Origin of the sequence: Synechococcus sp. WH 8016 (assembly GCF_000230675.1) — a bacterium.
Lineage (GTDB): Bacteria > Cyanobacteriota > Cyanobacteriia > PCC-6307 > Cyanobiaceae > Synechococcus_C.
Map to the genome: position 1 here is coordinate 426,888 of NZ_AGIK01000001.1, position 16,642 is coordinate 443,529.

The 16,642-nt window shown below is 47.9% G+C and carries 19 protein-coding genes and 1 tRNA gene; 17 read left to right on the plus strand and 3 right to left on the minus strand.

Annotated features, from left to right (window positions below; genetic code table 11):
- Together pstA and pstB are read left to right on the plus strand one after the other, a co-directional pair.
- The gene (gene pstA / locus SYN8016DRAFT_RS02230; RefSeq protein ID WP_006852604.1) at positions 1 to 903 is read left to right on the plus strand and encodes a phosphate ABC transporter permease PstA; all 903 of its coding nucleotides are present in this window, start codon (positions 1 to 3) and stop codon (positions 901 to 903) included.
- Between the two features lie 58 nt (positions 904 to 961).
- Positions 962 to 1,780: a phosphate ABC transporter ATP-binding protein PstB gene (gene pstB, locus SYN8016DRAFT_RS02235; RefSeq protein WP_006852605.1), complete on the plus strand. Its 819-nt coding sequence runs from the start codon at positions 962 to 964 to the stop codon at positions 1,778 to 1,780.
- 59 nt (positions 1,781 to 1,839) lie between these two features.
- Here the strand turns inward: pstB and SYN8016DRAFT_RS02240 are convergent, their stop codons facing one another.
- Entirely contained in the window at positions 1,840 to 2,652 is an 813-nt protein-coding gene (locus SYN8016DRAFT_RS02240; protein ID WP_006852606.1) for a phycobilisome rod-core linker polypeptide, read from the minus strand.
- 520 nt (positions 2,653 to 3,172) lie between these two features.
- A tRNA-Ser gene (locus SYN8016DRAFT_RS02245) sits at positions 3,173 to 3,259 on the minus strand.
- Between the two features lie 46 nt (positions 3,260 to 3,305).
- On the opposite strand from SYN8016DRAFT_RS02245, the gene SYN8016DRAFT_RS02250 reads away from it, so the two are divergent.
- The 12 genes from SYN8016DRAFT_RS02250 (at position 3,306) to SYN8016DRAFT_RS02305 (ending at position 14,531) form a co-directional block, all read left to right on the plus strand.
- Positions 3,306 to 3,674, plus strand: coding sequence for a 2Fe-2S iron-sulfur cluster-binding protein (locus SYN8016DRAFT_RS02250; protein WP_006852608.1), 369 nt, complete (start codon positions 3,306 to 3,308; stop codon positions 3,672 to 3,674).
- Positions 3,674 to 4,540, plus strand: coding sequence for an inositol monophosphatase family protein (locus tag SYN8016DRAFT_RS02255; protein WP_038013153.1), 867 nt, complete (start codon positions 3,674 to 3,676; stop codon positions 4,538 to 4,540). Before SYN8016DRAFT_RS02250 ends, SYN8016DRAFT_RS02255 begins: the two co-directional genes overlap by 1 nt.
- Positions 4,541 to 4,587: 47 nt before the next feature.
- Complete coding sequence (locus SYN8016DRAFT_RS02260) at positions 4,588 to 5,766, plus strand: ATP phosphoribosyltransferase regulatory subunit (protein ID WP_006852610.1); 1,179 nt, start codon at positions 4,588 to 4,590, stop codon at positions 5,764 to 5,766.
- A gap of 27 nt (positions 5,767 to 5,793) precedes the next feature.
- Entirely contained in the window at positions 5,794 to 6,018 is a 225-nt protein-coding gene (locus tag SYN8016DRAFT_RS02265) for a ferredoxin family protein (RefSeq protein ID WP_006852611.1), read from the plus strand.
- Positions 6,019 to 6,242: 224 nt separating this feature from the next.
- Complete coding sequence (gene htpG, locus SYN8016DRAFT_RS02270; protein ID WP_006852612.1) at positions 6,243 to 8,147, plus strand: molecular chaperone HtpG; 1,905 nt, start codon at positions 6,243 to 6,245, stop codon at positions 8,145 to 8,147.
- Between the two features lie 61 nt (positions 8,148 to 8,208).
- Positions 8,209 to 8,445, plus strand: coding sequence for a 50S ribosomal protein L28 (gene rpmB / locus SYN8016DRAFT_RS02275; RefSeq protein WP_006852613.1), 237 nt, complete (start codon positions 8,209 to 8,211; stop codon positions 8,443 to 8,445).
- 34 nt (positions 8,446 to 8,479) lie between these two features.
- Complete coding sequence (locus SYN8016DRAFT_RS02280; RefSeq protein ID WP_006852614.1) at positions 8,480 to 9,031, plus strand: peroxiredoxin; 552 nt, start codon at positions 8,480 to 8,482, stop codon at positions 9,029 to 9,031.
- Positions 9,032 to 9,099: 68 nt separating this feature from the next.
- Positions 9,100 to 10,596: a glucosylglycerol-phosphate synthase gene (ggpS, locus tag SYN8016DRAFT_RS02285; protein WP_006852615.1), complete on the plus strand. Its 1,497-nt coding sequence runs from the start codon at positions 9,100 to 9,102 to the stop codon at positions 10,594 to 10,596.
- 2 nt (positions 10,597 to 10,598) lie between these two features.
- On the plus strand, positions 10,599 to 11,870 hold the full coding sequence (locus SYN8016DRAFT_RS02290) for an ABC transporter substrate-binding protein (protein WP_006852616.1): 1,272 nt from the start codon (positions 10,599 to 10,601) through the stop codon (positions 11,868 to 11,870).
- Positions 11,867 to 12,748, plus strand: a complete 882-nt coding sequence (locus tag SYN8016DRAFT_RS02295; RefSeq protein ID WP_006852617.1) for a carbohydrate ABC transporter permease — start codon at positions 11,867 to 11,869, stop codon at positions 12,746 to 12,748. Before SYN8016DRAFT_RS02290 ends, SYN8016DRAFT_RS02295 begins: the two co-directional genes overlap by 4 nt.
- Positions 12,745 to 13,557, plus strand: a complete 813-nt coding sequence (locus SYN8016DRAFT_RS02300; RefSeq protein WP_006852618.1) for a carbohydrate ABC transporter permease — start codon at positions 12,745 to 12,747, stop codon at positions 13,555 to 13,557. The genes SYN8016DRAFT_RS02295 and SYN8016DRAFT_RS02300 overlap by 4 nt, the downstream gene beginning before the upstream one ends.
- On the plus strand, positions 13,554 to 14,531 hold the full coding sequence (locus SYN8016DRAFT_RS02305; protein WP_006852619.1) for an ABC transporter ATP-binding protein: 978 nt from the start codon (positions 13,554 to 13,556) through the stop codon (positions 14,529 to 14,531). The genes SYN8016DRAFT_RS02300 and SYN8016DRAFT_RS02305 overlap by 4 nt, the downstream gene beginning before the upstream one ends.
- Here the strand turns inward: SYN8016DRAFT_RS02305 and csaB are convergent.
- On the minus strand, positions 14,521 to 15,639 hold the full coding sequence (gene csaB / locus SYN8016DRAFT_RS02310; protein ID WP_371212434.1) for a polysaccharide pyruvyl transferase CsaB: 1,119 nt from the start codon (positions 15,637 to 15,639) through the stop codon (positions 14,521 to 14,523). The two genes, SYN8016DRAFT_RS02305 and csaB, sit on opposite strands and share 11 nt — an antisense overlap.
- Before the next feature lie 48 nt (positions 15,640 to 15,687).
- Between csaB and SYN8016DRAFT_RS02315 the strand changes: the two genes are divergently transcribed.
- Genes SYN8016DRAFT_RS02315 through psaK form a run of 3 tightly spaced genes read left to right on the plus strand, consistent with a single transcriptional unit; the run spans position 15,688 to position 16,619 of the window.
- A complete protein-coding gene (locus SYN8016DRAFT_RS02315; protein WP_006852621.1) occupies positions 15,688 to 16,002 on the plus strand; it encodes a DUF2499 domain-containing protein in 315 nt (104 codons plus the stop codon).
- Complete coding sequence (locus tag SYN8016DRAFT_RS02320) at positions 15,999 to 16,328, plus strand: DUF3593 domain-containing protein (protein WP_006852622.1); 330 nt, start codon at positions 15,999 to 16,001, stop codon at positions 16,326 to 16,328. Before SYN8016DRAFT_RS02315 ends, SYN8016DRAFT_RS02320 begins: the two co-directional genes overlap by 4 nt.
- Before the next feature lie 33 nt (positions 16,329 to 16,361).
- Positions 16,362 to 16,619, plus strand: a complete 258-nt coding sequence (gene psaK, locus SYN8016DRAFT_RS02325) for a photosystem I reaction center subunit PsaK (protein WP_006852623.1) — start codon at positions 16,362 to 16,364, stop codon at positions 16,617 to 16,619.
- Positions 16,620 to 16,642 lie beyond the last annotated feature (23 nt).

Below are 16,642 nucleotides of genomic sequence, written 5' to 3' on the forward strand. Positions count from 1 at the left end.
ATGAAATATTCCTCCATCGAAAGGTCTGCTGAAGGCATTCCCGATCTGAGCTACAAAAGCTGGAGAAAGCGCAATATCAGTAGCCGACTGTTGTCGTTCTTGGCGGGAGTTTTTGCTTGTTTGGCTGTCTTACCCCTGATCGCCGTTCTTATTTATATTCTGATCAAGGGAGTGGCAAGTTTAAACATTGATCTTTTTACCCAACTTCCTCCGCCTCCAGGGGGATCAGGTGGCGGTGTTGGCAATGCAATTCTTGGCAGTATTGTTGTGACAGCTATTGCCACAATGCTCGCCATTCCCATTGGCGTTGGAGGTGGAATTTACTTGGCTGAGTACTCCACTGGCAAGGGATTTTCTCAATTTATTCGATTTGGCACCAATGTTCTCGCTGGGGTGCCATCAATCATTGCCGGTGTTTTCATTTATGGAGTGATTGTTTCTACACGAATCCTTTTTGGCCATACCTTCAGCGCAATTGCAGGAGGAGCAGCCCTTTCTGTCCTGATGCTTCCCACCGTGGTCAAAACAACGGATGAAGGCTTGAAACTTGTCTCTAACGACCTCAGGCGTGCTGCTTTTGGCGTCGGGGCATCCCACTTCGTGACCGTGAGCCAAATCACTCTCCCCAAGGCTTTTACCCCCATTGCAACAGGAGTGGTGTTGTCGATTGCTAGAGCGGCTGGTGAAACAGCACCTTTGATTTTTACAGCGCTGTTTTCACCTTTTTGGCCGAATGGGATCTTCGAACCAATTGCAACTCTATCTGTCTTAATTTATAATTTTTCAGCCCAGCCTTACGATGTTCAAAATCAACTCGCTTGGGCTGCTTCCTTTATCCTTGTGGTGTTCATACTTGCACTGAACCTGCTGGCTCGTTGGCTCGGGAGGATAGCCAATCAATGAAACGCACGCTCAACGGCGTTTTAGCAACTCACTTGCAGACTCAACGCTCTTTCCATTCATGACCGCTTCATCTTCTCCAGAGTTACCCAATCCGAATTCTGATGTTTGCATATCAATTCAGAATGCAACCATTAGCTATGGTGATTTTGAAGCCTTAAAGAATGTATTTTGTGATATCCCGAGAGGGCAAGTAACGGCCTTTATTGGACCTTCAGGTTGCGGTAAGTCGACATTATTACGTGCCCTTAATCGTATGAATGACTTGATTGAGGGATGCTCTCTTCATGGAAGAATACTTTTTGATGGAGCGGATTTGTACGCTCCAGATGTTGACCCTGTGGAAGTCCGGCGGCGAATCGGAATGGTTTTTCAGCAACCTAATCCTTTTCCGAAAAGCATTTATGAAAACATAGCCTTTGGAGCACGTATTAACGGATATAACGGCAATATGGATGAATTAGTAGAAAAATCATTACGCCAAGCAGCCATATGGGATGAATGCAAGGACAAGCTCAAAGAGAGTGGAAATTCACTTTCAGGTGGTCAACAGCAGCGTCTTTGTATTGCACGCACCATCGCGATAGAGCCTGAAGTTATTTTGATGGATGAGCCCTGTTCTGCACTTGATCCCATCTCAACCTTGAAGATTGAGGAAACCATCCATGAGCTCAAGAAGAGTTTCACGATTGTGATTGTGACTCACAACATGCAGCAAGCTGTTCGTGTGAGTGATATGACAGCGTTCTTTAATGCTGAGGCTCTTGAAGGGGGCTCAGGGAAAGTAGGCTATCTCGTTGAATTCAATGATACAGACAAAATTTTTAATGCTCCAGCGCAGCAGGCCACCCAAGATTATGTTTCTGGACGCTTTGGTTGATGATGCGTCTAATGATGATTTGGTGGCCCTTCGGAGAAGGGCCTTTGATTAACGACTACTTACCAGTAAACTCTTTTGCTGGTTGTTGGCACTTCCCAGAATCTTGTGGTCTTTGATATCGATAAATTCGATCCTTTGAATAGGGAGATATTGCTTCTTTTTAGCAAAATTGGCTGAGTAAGGGCTCTTGTTCCTAATGCGCTATCACTTGATGCCTCTCGGTTATGCATTTCTAAGGATGATTTAAAGACAATCGTTCTCATACCAGCTTCTGACTTGAAGGCCCTTTTGTGAGGAACAATCGAATCTCCAAAGACTTCTATATATTCTGCGGAATCGACAAAGCTGTCCACGAGTGACTCATAGCCGAAGTCATGCAGATGTTTTGTTTTTGTAGCAACTTCTTCTCTGCAGATGGGTGATCTCCCTAGGAGGTGCTTAAAAAGCAGTTCAATAGATCGCCATGGTGAGACTTGATAAAAATAAACTTGTTTGTAGACTTCTGTTTTGGCTAAGGCCTTCACCATCGTTCTTACAGTGATGCGACCATCCAATAGCTGCGCATCCAGTTCTGGCATCCTTTGTGATTGTGTAAGTCCTAAATTCCCGAATATTTGCTTATAAGTCGCTGCAATAGCTATTTCATGTGCTTCAGGATTAGATGGATGGAATTCCTGAAATGTCACTCCAAATGGACAATTTTCGTGGGATCTAGGACCGATGCTGACCTTCATGTTTAGGCAATGTTTTTTTCTATACTCTGCGTTCGTCAATGCCGTCCCATTCTTGGTGCCAGAATTGCTTGCAAAGGAAATTTGAGTTTTCCTATTTGATGCTTCGTTTACAAGTAGCCCAGAGGAGTGATTTGGCATGAGTGATTTAGGCGAGAAAAAGAGTACTTACCCAGTGCACGTTGAACTAGAATTCAAAACTAGAATTTGACTTTTGCAAGTCTGTAGATGTGCGTGGGCAAGTGATCTTACGGTGTTTAATTGTTGTACTTGATTTGCTTAGGAAAAATAAATATCTTGTGAGTTGATGCCTGTATTTCTATGTTTTTTGCATTTGCGTGTCTTGCGTAAAGTTGTGAGTACTTTTTATACATTTTTCAATAAATATTTTCTCGTTCTTGAAATGATGGATTGCCGACTGTATGTTGCTGTTATTTTTGCCTGAAAGTAATTCCTAGCCCTTGGATGTGTTGACGACAATGAATGCTTCGATTTTGTTGTTTTAGTTTTCTCAGTCTTAAGCCGGTTTTGGTGGCACGTCCTTCATGGTCATTCCTTGATAAAACGTCCTTCATGACCATTTCTTGGTGGAACGTCCCCCTTTGCAGAAGGGAGTTCCCATAAAAAAACCCTTGCGAAGCAAGGGAGTGAGGAGCTTGAACGGAGAGGGAGGGATTCGAACCCTCGATAGAGTTGCCCCTATACAGCATTTCCAGTGCTGCGCCTTCGACCACTCGGCCACCTCTCCAGTGGCTGAGATGAGAATGTAGCAGGGCGTTTCCTGAGGGCCTGATATGAGACCAAATCACACAGTCACAATTCACTGGCCCCAGGCTGGACGGACGATTACCCATCAGGTTCCTGAGGGGGAGTACATCCTCCAAAGCTTCGAGCAGCAGGGTGATCCGCTTCCTTTCTCGTGTCGGAATGGCTGCTGTACGTCCTGCGCGGTGAAGGTGCAAAAGGGATCTCTGGATCAAACAGAGGCCATGGGACTCTCAAAAGAGCTCAGGCAACAGGGATATGGCTTGCTTTGCGTGGCAAGAGCCATGGGTCCCCTTGAAGCGATCACGCAAGATGAGGATGAGGTCTATGAGCTTCAGTTTGGACGTCATTTCGGACGTGGTCAGGTTCGCCCTGGCCTTCCTTTGGAGGATGAGTGATGACTCCCATGCTTGATTGCCGACAGGTTGCCCTCGATGCAGAACTCGATGATTCCACGCAGCAAACGCTTGCTGAGGTAGCCCGCTCTGCATCCAACCTGGGAGCAGCGGTGCTGATGCAGCATTACGGACGCCTCAGCAGCATCGAAAGCAAGGGTCGTGTGGGTGATTTGGTCACCAACGCCGATGTGGCTGCTGAAAAAGTGGTTCTCGACTACTTAAGAGAACACACTCCCACCATTTCGATCCTTGCGGAAGAATCGGGATCCAGTGGTACGCCGGGATCGTTGTGTTGGTGCGTGGATCCTCTCGATGGAACGACAAACTTTGCCCACGGTTATCCATTCTTCGCCACGTCTGTGGGCTTGATCTGGAAGGCGAAGCCCCTGCTGGGTTCCGTGGCCGTTCCATTCCTCAACGAAACCTATTGGTGTTCTCCCAATCAAGGGAGCTTTGTCAACGATGCTCCGATTCAGGTCAGTGACTGCAGCTCTTTGCAAGACAGTCTTCTTGTCACGGGATTCGCTTACGACAGGCATGAGCGAATCGACAACAATTACGCCGAGTTTTGTTGGCTAACCCATCGTTGTCGCGGTGTTCGTCGGGGTGGTGCCGCTGCTGTTGACCTGGCTTTTGTGGCAACTGGACGCCTGGACGGCTATTGGGAGCGGGGTTTGGCTCCCTGGGATCTTGCGGCAGGTGCCGCATTGGTGGCCTGTGCTGGTGGTTGTGTTGGTGATTACAAAGATTCCGCCTTTGATGTGCGGGAAGGCAGGATTCTTGCGACATCACCAGGGCTCCATCTCCCCCTCAAGCAAGAACTCTCACGGGTGACCGCCTTGGAACCCAAGCTTTATGGAGCTTGAGGATCGGCAGTCATAGGATCACTGTTCGTGATTTGTTGACTAGCTGGATGGCCCTGCAACCCGCCACGGGCGCTCGAGATCTGAATCCGAAGCAGGTCCAACAGAATCAGCATTTGAGAGAACAGTTGGCGATGGTCTATCGCCATTGGGGATACGACGAGGTGTCGCCCCCGCAGGTGGAACGGCTCGACACACTGATGGCGGGGGGTGCGATTGCCAGTCATGACGTTGTTCGACTTGTGGCCGATGACCCCCTGGGTCTTCGACCAGAGATGACAGCTTCCATTGCTAGAGCTGCCTGCACAAGACTCAAAGATCGACCGAGACCTCTACGTCTCTGTGCTTGCGGAACTATTTTCGAGAGTCGGACGGCTGAAGAGGGAGGACTGTGCATCGAGGAAAAACTGCACAGTGGTGTGGAGCTCTTTGGCGTTAAGGATCTGGCAGCAGAACTCGAACTTCTCACCTTGCTTCTAGAAGCGATGAATGCTCTCTCGCTGCTTGGTGAGCATCAACCCCAACTCTTGATTGGTCACACGTCCTTGATGGAATTGGTGTTGGCTCCTTTTGAACCTCCGATACGGGAAGAGATTCGCACTTGCTTAATTCAATATGACCGACTCGGACTCGAAGCCATGGGGCTGGAGGCGTCGGATCTCAAACGGTTGCTGAACTTACTGGACTGTCGTGGTACACCCCAGACCATTCTTGATCTTTTGGGAGAAAGTTTCGGGTCACAGCCAGTGCTCAATGACTTGAAACGATTGTTTCTGCATCTCAGTCCACTCGCCGAACAACAATCGTTGACCCTTCAATTGGACCCAACCTTTCATCCGCATCACGAGCTGTATGACGGTTTGGTGTTTCAGTTGGTTTGCCAGGGTGTGTCAGCTCCCGTTGTGATTGCCCGCGGCGGGCGCTATGACGGCCTCGTGCAACGTTGTGGCGAAGGCGAGCTGAATGCTGGAGGAGTGGGCTTCAGTTTTTGCCTTGACGATATTCGTGATCTTCCTGGCTCTAGCCCCGAACATGTCAAGAGGCAATCCAGCATTTTAGTTTGCTGGAGCGATGATTCAACACTTGAAAAGGCTCTGTTGAAACAGACGAGCTGGCATGCCCAAGGACAAGTCGCCCAATGTGATCTCAGACCTTGTCGAAATCGTGAAGAAGCCGATCAGCGTCTGCAACCCTCGGGGTGCAACACCATCGACTGGTTGTCTGATTAGATTGCCCAGGCAAGACAACCAACAGCTATGGCACACACGATCGTCACCGATATCTGCGAGGGCGTTGCTGACTGTGTTGATGCTTGTCCTGTTGCCTGCATCAATCCAGGAGCTGGGAAAAATAAAAAAGGGACAGATTTTTACTGGATTGATTTTGATACGTGTATTGATTGCGGCATTTGCCTGCAGGTTTGCCCTGTAGCCAATGCCATCCTTCCTGAGGAGCGAGCGGATCTACAAACACCTGGTTGATTTCATCCTCTCATTGGATCAAATCTGAGGCGTACATGCTCCATTCCTGATTGTCTTGTTGAGCGTGGGAGTGTTTTTGTAAAAAGCCTTTTTGGAAGAATGTTGATGGCTTTTTTATCCCATTGAGGATCATCCTGGATTATGAGGTTCGGAGAACCCCCCTCTACTAGCTGTTGTGCCTCGACAGGGTGCATCTCTAAACTTCAGTTTTACAAGCTGTTGGTATGGCGGTGATGGACGAACAGGGTCAAATTCAGATCCACACCGAGAATATTTTCCCGATCATCAAAAAGGCGGTTTACTCCGGCCATGAGGTGTTTTTGCGCGAGCTTGTCAGCAACGGCGTTGATGCGATCAGCAAACGGCGAATGGCAGCAATGGCAGGGGATTGCAGCGAGGGGGATGATGGCGCGATAAAAATTCATGTAGACCGTGAGGCCAAAACCTTGACCATTTCCGATAACGGAATTGGTATGACGGCAGATGAGGTGAAGCGCTATATCAACCAAGTTGCTTTTTCAAGCGCTGAAGATTTTCTAGAGAAATACAAGCAGGAAGATGATGCGATCATTGGTCACTTTGGCTTGGGTTTTTACTCGAGCTTTATGGTGGCAGAGCGGGTTGAACTGCTTACGAAGTCTGCAAAGCCTGACCAAGAAGCCGTGCGTTGGTCTTGCGACGGTTCTCCTAATTTTAATTTGACCGCAGCTGAACGATCCGACGCTGGAACTGATGTCATCCTCCATCTCATGGAGGATGAAATGGAATATATAGAGCCAGCCAGAATAAAAACGCTGATTAATACGTACTGCGACTTTATGTCAGTACCAGTACAGCTTGAAGGAGAAACGATTAATAAAATGGTGGCACCTTGGCGTAAAAGTGCTCGGGAGCTTTCTGATCAAGATTATATTGACCTTTATAATTACCTTTATCCATTCCAGGGTGACCCCTTGCTGTGGGTTCATCTAAATACCGATTATCCATACAATTTGCAGGGCATCCTATTTTTTCCCAAGCTAACCGGTAGAGCTGACTGGGAGAAGGGAGAAATTAAGCTTTACTGCAACCAAGTGTTTGTTAGCGATTCCATCAAAGAGGTGGTTCCTCGTTACCTTCTTCCGCTAAGGGGTGTTATTGACTCTCCCGACATTCCTTTAAATGTGAGCAGAAGTGCTCTGCAGACCGATCGTCGCGTTCGTTCCATTGGTAATTTTGTTGCCAAAAAGGTTTCTGATCGACTGCGCAGCCTTAAAAAAGACGATCCGCAGGCCTATGCAGAAGCTTGGGAGTCATTAGCACCGTTTGTAAAAATTGGAGCGATGGAAGATGATAAGTTTGCTGATCAGGTAGAAGAACTGGTGATGTTCGCTACCAGTACCTCCGCTTCTTCAAGCGAACATTGCGACCCCATTAAAGGGAATGAACGCAACTTCACCACCCTTGAGGGTTATCGCGGAAGGTTGCCTGCCGATGAGAAAATCATTTTATATTGTACTGACGAAGTCTCACAATCAGCAGCATTGAACTTATGGACTTCGCAGGATCGTGAGGTGTTGTTCGCAGATACAATCATTGATAGTCAGTTTATTCCATGGCTTGAATCTCGTCATGAAGAATTAAAATTCCAGCGCGTTGATGCTGAGTTGGATTCATCCCTTAAAGAGGATACGCCAGAGCTGAGTGATGGAGATGGAGAAACGAAAAGTGAAAGCTTGAGGAAATTAATCAAAGATGCCCTTGATAACGATAAAGTTACGATCCAGGTTCAAGCTCTTAAATCTGGGTCTGAAGGGCCTGCCGCTTTGATTTTGCTTCCTGAGCAAATGCGCCGCATGAACGACATTGGTGCGCTCATGGATCAGCGGTTACCGGGATTGCCCGACTATCACGTTCTGCTCGTCAATCAAAAACATCCCCTTGTTGAAGGCTTACTTAAACTTCAATCAGGCGGTGTCATTGTTGGCGATGCCGGTCAATCGCCTAGCGAAATGCTTGCCCGTGATCTGGCCCAACACTTGTACGAAACAGCCAAGCTGTCTGTAGGAGGACTTGATCCGAAAGAGCTTGCAAATTTCCAAACCAAAAATTTGCAGCTGATGTCCCGTCTGATGGAGCGAGGTTTCTAAGCAGACACTTTGCTAAAGTATCCATTCGGCCATTGGCCATCGCTTTCTCAAGGACGCCGTTATGTCACGGGTGTGTCAGCTCACAGGTACTCGCGCCAACAACGGCATGGCTGTGAGCCACTCGCATATACGCACCAAAAAGCTGCAACAGGCAAACCTGCAGCAGCGTCGTCTCTGGTGGGCAGAGGGCAAACGTTGGATCAACCTGCGTATCACCACCAGAGCTCTTAAGACCATCCAGAAAAAAGGTTTGGGTGCCTACGCCCGCTCCCTGGGAATCAACCTCGCAAAACTCTGAATCTCTCTAGAATTCGGTCACTGACACCGGTTTCATGAATAGACGATCCCTCCTCCAGACTGCAGTTCTGGGGGCAGGGGTTTTTTTATTGGCTCCCGGCCGAGTCAGTGCATTGGGCGGTCAAGCTCCTGAGATCGGAATCAAAGCTCCCGATTTTGATCTTCCTGGTTTCAGCAGTGTTCATCCAGAGCAAACGCGTTGGAGTTTGACCAACCTCCAAGGACGTTGGTTGGTGGTTTACTTCTATCCAAGGGATTTCACTTCTGGTTGCACCATCGAAGCTCATGGCTTTCAGGATGCGTTGCCTGCCTTTCAAAAGAAAGGGGCAGAGGTGGTTGCGATCAGTGCTGACTCCGTCAGCGATCACGAGTCGTTTTGTAGCTCTGAGGAGTTGAAATTTCCGTTGCTCTCCGATCCAGATGGCCTCGTGAGCAAAGCCTATGGGTCGTGGATGGCCCCATACTCGATGAGGCATACGTTTCTCATTGATCCTGAGTCTGTTCTTCGAGCTGTATGGACAGGAGTCCGTCCCGTCGGTCATGCCAAGGAGGTGCTAACGCGTCTCAATGAGTTACAGACTGGTTGAGTTATCTGTGCGTGTTAGAGATGGAGGGTTGACCATGGCTCTATAGAGCCAAAAACGAGAGGTGAAGCATGGCGGTCACAAAGGGACAAAGTCCTTTCATTCTTCTGTACCATCGCACGCCGTTTGATGAAGGAAGAGATGAAAATGGCAAGAGAATTTGGTGCGATCAGAAAAGTCCCAATGGGATTATTCCTACATTAAGGAATTTATTCCGCACAAGAGAAAATGGCACTTGGATCGCCTGGAGGAAGGTTGACAATGTTGAAGATTCGAATGATGAAAGCATTTCGATGTCGGATCCCAGCCCCTTTACGTTATGCAGAATTCCCCTAGAAGAGAATCAGATATCAAGCTTTTATCACGTCACATCGAAAGAATCCTTTTGGCCAATTCTGCATACATTCCCAACTCATTTTAATGTCAACAATGCAGATTGGGGTATTTTTGAAGAAGTTAATCTGAGATTTGCTAAAGCTGCCTGTCGGCAGGCAGCTGAATCAGCCACTGTATGGGTTCATGACTACAATTTATGGCTTGTTCCTGGCTACATCAGAGAATTAAGGCCTGATTTAAAGATTGCTTTTTTCCATCATACGCCGTTCCCTGGTAATGATGTTTTTGCCATTTTGCCATGGCGTGAGCAAATCCTTGAAAGCCTACTAAGTTGTGATGTGGTGGGATTCCATATTCCCCGTTATACCGAAAACTTTGCCCGTGCGGCCAACTGCTTACTCGGTGCCAAGAAGGGAGCGAAGCAACCTGTCAATCCTCGATTCGTTTCAACTGGCTCCGCTTTAACCGAACCCTCGGAGACCCCTTGCTTACATTACAAGGGCCGTAAGATTCAGCTCTTGTCTTCTCCTGTTGGAACATCTCCGGATGTTATTCAGGAGCTTGCAGGTCGTGATGATGTTCAAGAATTGGCTGATAAAATTGATGACGACACCAAAAAAGGTAGAAAGCTCATTCTTTCTGCTAGCCGAGTTGACTACACCAAAGGCAATGAAGAGCTGTTGCTTGCGTTCGAACGTTTACTGGAACGGCGACCTGATTGGCATGGGAAGGTTGTGCTCATGCTCGCCTGTGTTGCCGCTGCAAGCGGCATGAAAATCTACGAAGATACCCAACGTACGATCGAAGAAACGGCAGGTCGCATCAATGGTCGATTTAGTTTGATTGATTGGGTTCCTATCCGGTTCTCCACAAGGCGCATACCCTATGAGGAAATGGTTGCATGGTTTACGCGATCAGATATCTGTTGGATTACACCTCTGCGTGATGGTTTAAATCTCGTCGCAAAGGAATATGCGGCAGCACGTAAGGATCGTGGCGGTGTCTTAGTTCTGTCAGAATTTACGGGTGCTTCTGTTGTTCTTGATGGAGCAATCTTAACCAATCCCTATTCCCATCGACAGATGGACGAGACGATTGAACGCGCTCTAGAAATGCCAAAAGATGAACAGATTAAACGTATGAGCAGAATGAGCAGTGCTGTCGAGAGTTTTACAGTGAGTGACTGGGTTAGTGAGCAAATGAATGCTCTTGAAGGTCAGAATGGTATTTGAAGATGAATTTGAATATGTTCCTGCGCAGGGTTCTTGTTTCTCTCTCTGTTGTATTGATTTGTACTGCCTGCATTGGGCTCGTCCAAGCAAGATCGATTGAATCAGTTTCTTTTTTGATGGCTGCTCCCTTCGCCGATGCGACACAGGATTTGGTCATGCAATTCAACAGGGAGCATCGAGGGGACATTCATCTAAAGGTTATTCGTGGCCCGTTAGAAACAGAAGCTATTTCTGATTTAGCCATTAGTAGTTTGCTTTTAGGCAAAGCACCTTTTGATGGCTTGCTCATGGATGTGACCTGGCTACCTAAGTATGCTGCAGCTGGCTGGATGGAACCTCTTGAGGGGTTTTTCAATCAAGATGATTTGGATTCATTAGCGATGGGTGCTCGCGAGGGAAACTCCTATGACGGTCATCTTTATCGCTGGCCTATGACCTCAGATATGGGATTGCTTTACTACAGAACGGATTTGATGGATAAACCACCAGAAACACCGGATGAATTGGTCTTAATCAGTCAAACTCTTCAGAAAGATAAAAAAATTGATTGGGGTTATGTCTGGCAAGGCCGACAATATGAGGGGCTTAGTTGTGTCTATTTAGAAATGATTGATGGATTTGGTGGTGATTGGTTGGAACCTACTGATAATCAAATTGGCTTAGATTTGAAACCGGGTGTAGAAGCTGCAGCTTGGTTGCAAGGGCTTATTGATCGTGGCGTTAGCCCAAAGGCCGTTACCAATTATGCGGAACCTGAGGCTCTACAGAGTTTCAAAGTTGGTGATGCAGCTTTTATGCGGAATTGGCCCTACGCCTGGGCTGAACTGCAAAAATCCGATAGCGCTGTGAAGGGGAACGTTGGCATCACAACGATGGTGGCCAAGCCTGGTCATGCCACTTCAACCCTTGGGAGCTGGGGACTGACGGTTTTGAAAGGTTCTAAACATGTGGATGCTTCGATTGAAGCGATCCGTTTTTTAACGACTGATGCTGCTCAAAAGCAGCTGTATCTCCAATATGGATATACACCAACACAACAAGCTGTTTTTGATGACCCACAATTGCTAACCGAATCTCCAATACTCGAAGATTTTCAGAAGGCCTTGAAAGTTGTTAAGCCAAGACCAGAAACTCCTCTGTATGCTCAAATTAGTGATGTTTTGCAACGCCAACTCAGCAGTATTCTTACGCATGAACAGACACCCAAGGCAGGGATGGATGTGGCAACAGATAACACCAGGCAAATCCTGATCTCAGCAGGTGATCAACCATGATCGCTTTTCTATTACTTCCAGCACTTCTGCTGCTTGTTATTGTCTTTGTTGGTCCCTTGCTGCGTTATGCATGGCTTAGTTTTCATGCCGACTCTGTTATTACCGGGCTAATCGCGATCCCCAATGGTGGTGCGAATTGGCTGCGATTGCTTCAGGATCAACGCTATTGGCAGGATCTTGGGCAAACCCTGCGTTTTTCCGGAGTGTCTGTTGGTCTTGAGCTCGTTCTTGCCCTCATGGTTGCTCTCCTACTGGATCAGCGCTGGCGAGGACGAGATGTTGTGAGAACCCTTGCCCTGATTCCTTGGGCACTCCCTACCACTGTGATGGCACTTGGGTGGCGCTGGATTTTTAATACCCCTTATGGACCGGTTGATCACTTAACCAGAATCGTTGGATTGGGATCACTGAATATTCTCGGTGACCCAAGACTCACATGGATGGCAACCGTATGGGCTGATGTTTGGAAAACAACGCCCTTTGCTGCATTGATTTTGTTGGCTGGATTGCAGACGATTCCAGTGGACCTTTATGAAGCCGTGCGTCTCGAGGGTGGCAATGCGTTTATTTGCTTGCGACGTATCACGCTTCCCTTGCTTCGTCCGTACATCCTACTTGCCTTACTTTTTAGACTTGCACAAGCCTTTGGTGTGTTTGATCTGATCCAAGTTCTTACAGGAGGTGGACCCGCGAGTAGTACTGAAAGTGTTGCCTTATATGCTTATTGGAATGCCCTTAGATTTTTAGACTTTGGTTATAGCGCAACGATTATAATGGCTAGTTTTATACTTATCAGCCTTCTTTGTATTCTTGCTTGGATTGTTTTGCAAATTCTTATTCCTACGCATTCAAAGTCACAGGAGGTCGTTGAGTCATGAACCGTCGTTTTCTTGTTGGACTGCTTTTGTTTTGGTCGTTAGGTCCCTTGCTCTGGCAGGTTTACACATCCCTTTGTAGTGATCAAGCTCTTACACAACCCTTTGCTTCCATCGACCACCGCTGGACTCTTGTTCATTATCAGAATGTTTTAACGGCCAATCCACCGTTTTGGCGATATCTCGTTAACAGTTTGATAGTGGGCGTATCTAGTACATTTCTTTGTTTACTGCTCGCTCTCCCTGCTGCCTATGCATTAAATCGGATTCCCAGAAAGGTATCCATGTTGAGTCGATTGGCTCTTGTCGGTGCTGCTCTGTTTCCTTACGTGCTGTTGTTCTTGGCCTTGCTTGAATTAGCGCGTGTTTTGAATCTGGGCAACCAGCTCTTAGCGTTAAGCCTCCCCTACGCTGCACTTTCTCAACCTCTTGCCATTCTTCTACTGAATAGTGCGTTCAGTGATCTGCCACCTGAATTAGAGGATGCGGCAAAGCTCGAAGGCCTTTCATTGTTTCAAAGATTCCGTTGGATCTTGATCCCTTTGATTTCCCCTGCGACCGCGAGTACGGCCATTCTGGTGTTTCTTTTCTCTTGGAATGAGTATCCTATTGCTTTAACTTGGATTAGCGATTCTAATAAATTAACTTTGCCCGTTGCCATGGCCAGAATTGCAGGATCTTCCATTTATTCTGTTCCTTATGGTGCTTATGCAGCAGCAACAGTGCTCGGCTCCATCCCCTTGGTCTTACTCGTTCTGATCTTTCAAAAACCGATTGTTTCTGGTCTTACTAGCGGAGCTGTAAAAGGATGACTCTTCAAATTCAAAATTTAGGACGTCGTGTTGGCCAACAATGGATTGTTCGTCATCTCAATCTCCATGTTGATAACGGTGAATGTGTTGCCTTAGTTGGTCCATCTGGGTGTGGTAAAAGCACAACTCTGCGCCTCATTGCTGGCCTTGATCCTGTTTCTGAAGGCGAGATCATTCTTGATCAAGCCAACGTTACGCATGCCACAGCTGCTCAGAGAGCTGTGGGAATGGTTTTTCAAAGTTATGCCTTGCTTCCACATTTGAGTGTGATGGCAAATCTAGAACTAGGTCTTCGCGTACGAGGGGTCGGTCCTGCTGAACGGTTGCAACGGATTCAAGACATGCTTGATCTTGTTCAACTGCAACAGCATGCAGATGTGTTGCCTGCTCAGTTGTCTGGAGGTCAAAGGCAACGGGTGGCGTTAGCCAGGGCTTTGTTACGCGATCCAGATGTGTATCTGCTCGATGAGCCTATGAGCAATTTGGATGCTCAACTGCGCGAAGAGTTACGGCCAGAACTTCGTCGTCTCGTTCTTAACCGTCAAAAACCAGTGATCCATGTCACGCATGATCAGCATGAAGCGATGGCGATTGCTGATCGTATTGCTGTTCTCCACTCTGGGCGCATTCAACAGGTTGCCACTCCTGCAGATCTTTATCATCGTCCTGAAACTTTGTTCATTGCCAAATTTATTGGTCGTCCCCAAATCAATTGCCTTTTGCCAAAAAATGGGGTTGTGTGTGCTGTGAGACCTGAGGCTCTTTTCTTTGCCAAGGAGGGTCTGCCCTGCAAATTAATTTCCCGTGAATGGCTCGGTAGTTCTCAGCTTCTCTACCTTGACTCTCCTCAAGGTCAGTTGAGATTATCTTGCTCAACGACAGTTGAAATTCCTGAGACGCCTTTTGTTTCTTGGAACTCTTCAGATGAGCATCATTTTGATGAAGAGAGCGGCTGCCGTCTTTCTAAACATTGATATTATTTTCTAGTCTGCTCAAGGATAACCTGAGTGCTTTTTCGTGTTCGTAGGATTGTGTTCTGATGCTATGAAGATGGCTCTTGGACGGAGGATTTTTCATGCATGTTTGCCATTGTTCCAGCAATATTTCTAGGCTTGGTAGGTGTGACAGATCAAACCAAGGCACATCAGCCGTACGTGCTGCTGCTTCTACTTTTGGGTCATAGCTGAGTCCTGCCGTTGGACATTGATTGACAATCGCTAAAATTAAGGCATGCAATCGCATGGCTATCACCAGACTTGCCTCACTAAATATCTGTTTTGCATGCTCGATGTTTTCTGCAACAACAGTCTCTGAATTTGCCGCCAAGGTATTGGGTACCAACCCTTTCTCTGTCAGTGTTTGCAACAAGTTGACATCTTGATTGGCATGAAAGGCCAACCATGTGACCGATCGATTGCTGCTTTTGCTCAAATAATCGACTCCTTGCAGTAGGACTGACCATCCAGCGTCTGTTAACAATTGGCTTGGTCGCCAACACAGCACAATATTTCCTCCCCCTTTGTGTTCAGTCATCTGATGGGTCCAGACCGGATCGGGAGCCACTGACATCGTCGTTTTGATTCCCAGTTGCTTGGCCAGTTGTATGGATGCTGTGTCTCTCCAGGTAATGGAGGCAGCACCGTTGAGAACAAGGCCCACGAGAAAGCGGCTGCATGGATGCTTGAGCGGTCCGAGACCTTGCCCCCATAGCAAGACGGGCTTGCGTTTTGCTCGTGCCACCACAATCAAAACGATGTAATAAAGAAGGCTTCGAAAACTTGTGCTGTCTTGGAGCAGGCTTCCACCTCCCAGCACCACCACCTGGACGTGTTGAATGCTCTTCAAGACGTCTTTTAATGACCTCCTGTTTACGACAGCTGAATTCGGAACAAGCGTTTGAACCGCCGATGCATCGTGGGCTGTAATCAAGGGTTGCCAGCCCTCGGGCAACTGTTTGTTCAACACCTCAAGCAGGGCGTCATCTCCAAGGTTGTGTTCTCCGTAATAGCCACAGAGGAGAATGCGCCTAGGCGAGAAAGACGGAGCCAGCCCAGACATGCACAACACCATGCTTACCCTCATTATCAGCGCTTAGGGCGCCTACGTTGGTGAATCGCTCGGTTGTACTGCATGCATGCCCTTTCGTTTGGCACATGGTGGATTCATGTGGCTTCTGTCTTTGAGTGGCTGTTGGCGATGGTGTTGATCGCTCAGCGTGGATCTCGCGGCTCTCAGATGAGCATGATCTGGCTCTCTGCAGCCATGATTCCGGCGCTGATCAGCGCCATGGCTGCATGCACTTGGCACCTCTATGACAATGCTGAGAGTCTTCGCTGGCTCGTTACGTTGCAGGCCAGTACAACCCTCCTTGGAAACGTCACCCTGGCGATTGCTGCCTGGAATCTGCAACGCGACGCACCGGTTGATATGAAGGTGAAGGGATGACATCGAACTTTGATCCAGCCCCCCTGTTTGCCCTGTCCCTGCTTCCTTATTTGGTGTTTCTTTTTCACCTTGGGCGCAGCCAGCAACTCCCAAAATTGACCGTTCTTGGTTTTCAGCTCACCCTGTTGTTCGTTGCAGTCACGATTGCGGCGGCGGTGTTTGCGCTTGTTCGTTACGACTCTGAATTGGTCGCTGTGGATTGGCTTCATGGTGGTGCGGAAGCCTTCCTTACGTTGAGTAATGCCTGCATTGTTGCCGGTTTGCTTCGCACAAAATCGAAACAGCCAGTGAATAACTCTTACGAGGAGGAGATCTTGGGGCGATGACCTCGGAAGATGAGGTGTCGCTTGTTGCGTTGCATGTTCACTCCTCTTCTGGCTATTGCTCCCGCCACTGTTTCCTGGTCACCCAAGGTTGCCCTTGTGATGGTGGTCTGCAATGTCATCGCCATCGGGATTGGCAAAGCCACGATTAAGCATCAAAACGTGGGTCTCAAACTGCCCGGCGCCAATTTCTTTGGGGGTATGAGTCACGGCAGCATGCTGGCCACCACAAGCCTGGGGCACATCATTGGCATCGGCGCCATCCAAGGACTCGCCGCTCGAGGCGTTCTTTAAGTCTCGGCTGAGGTGTGGTGAGC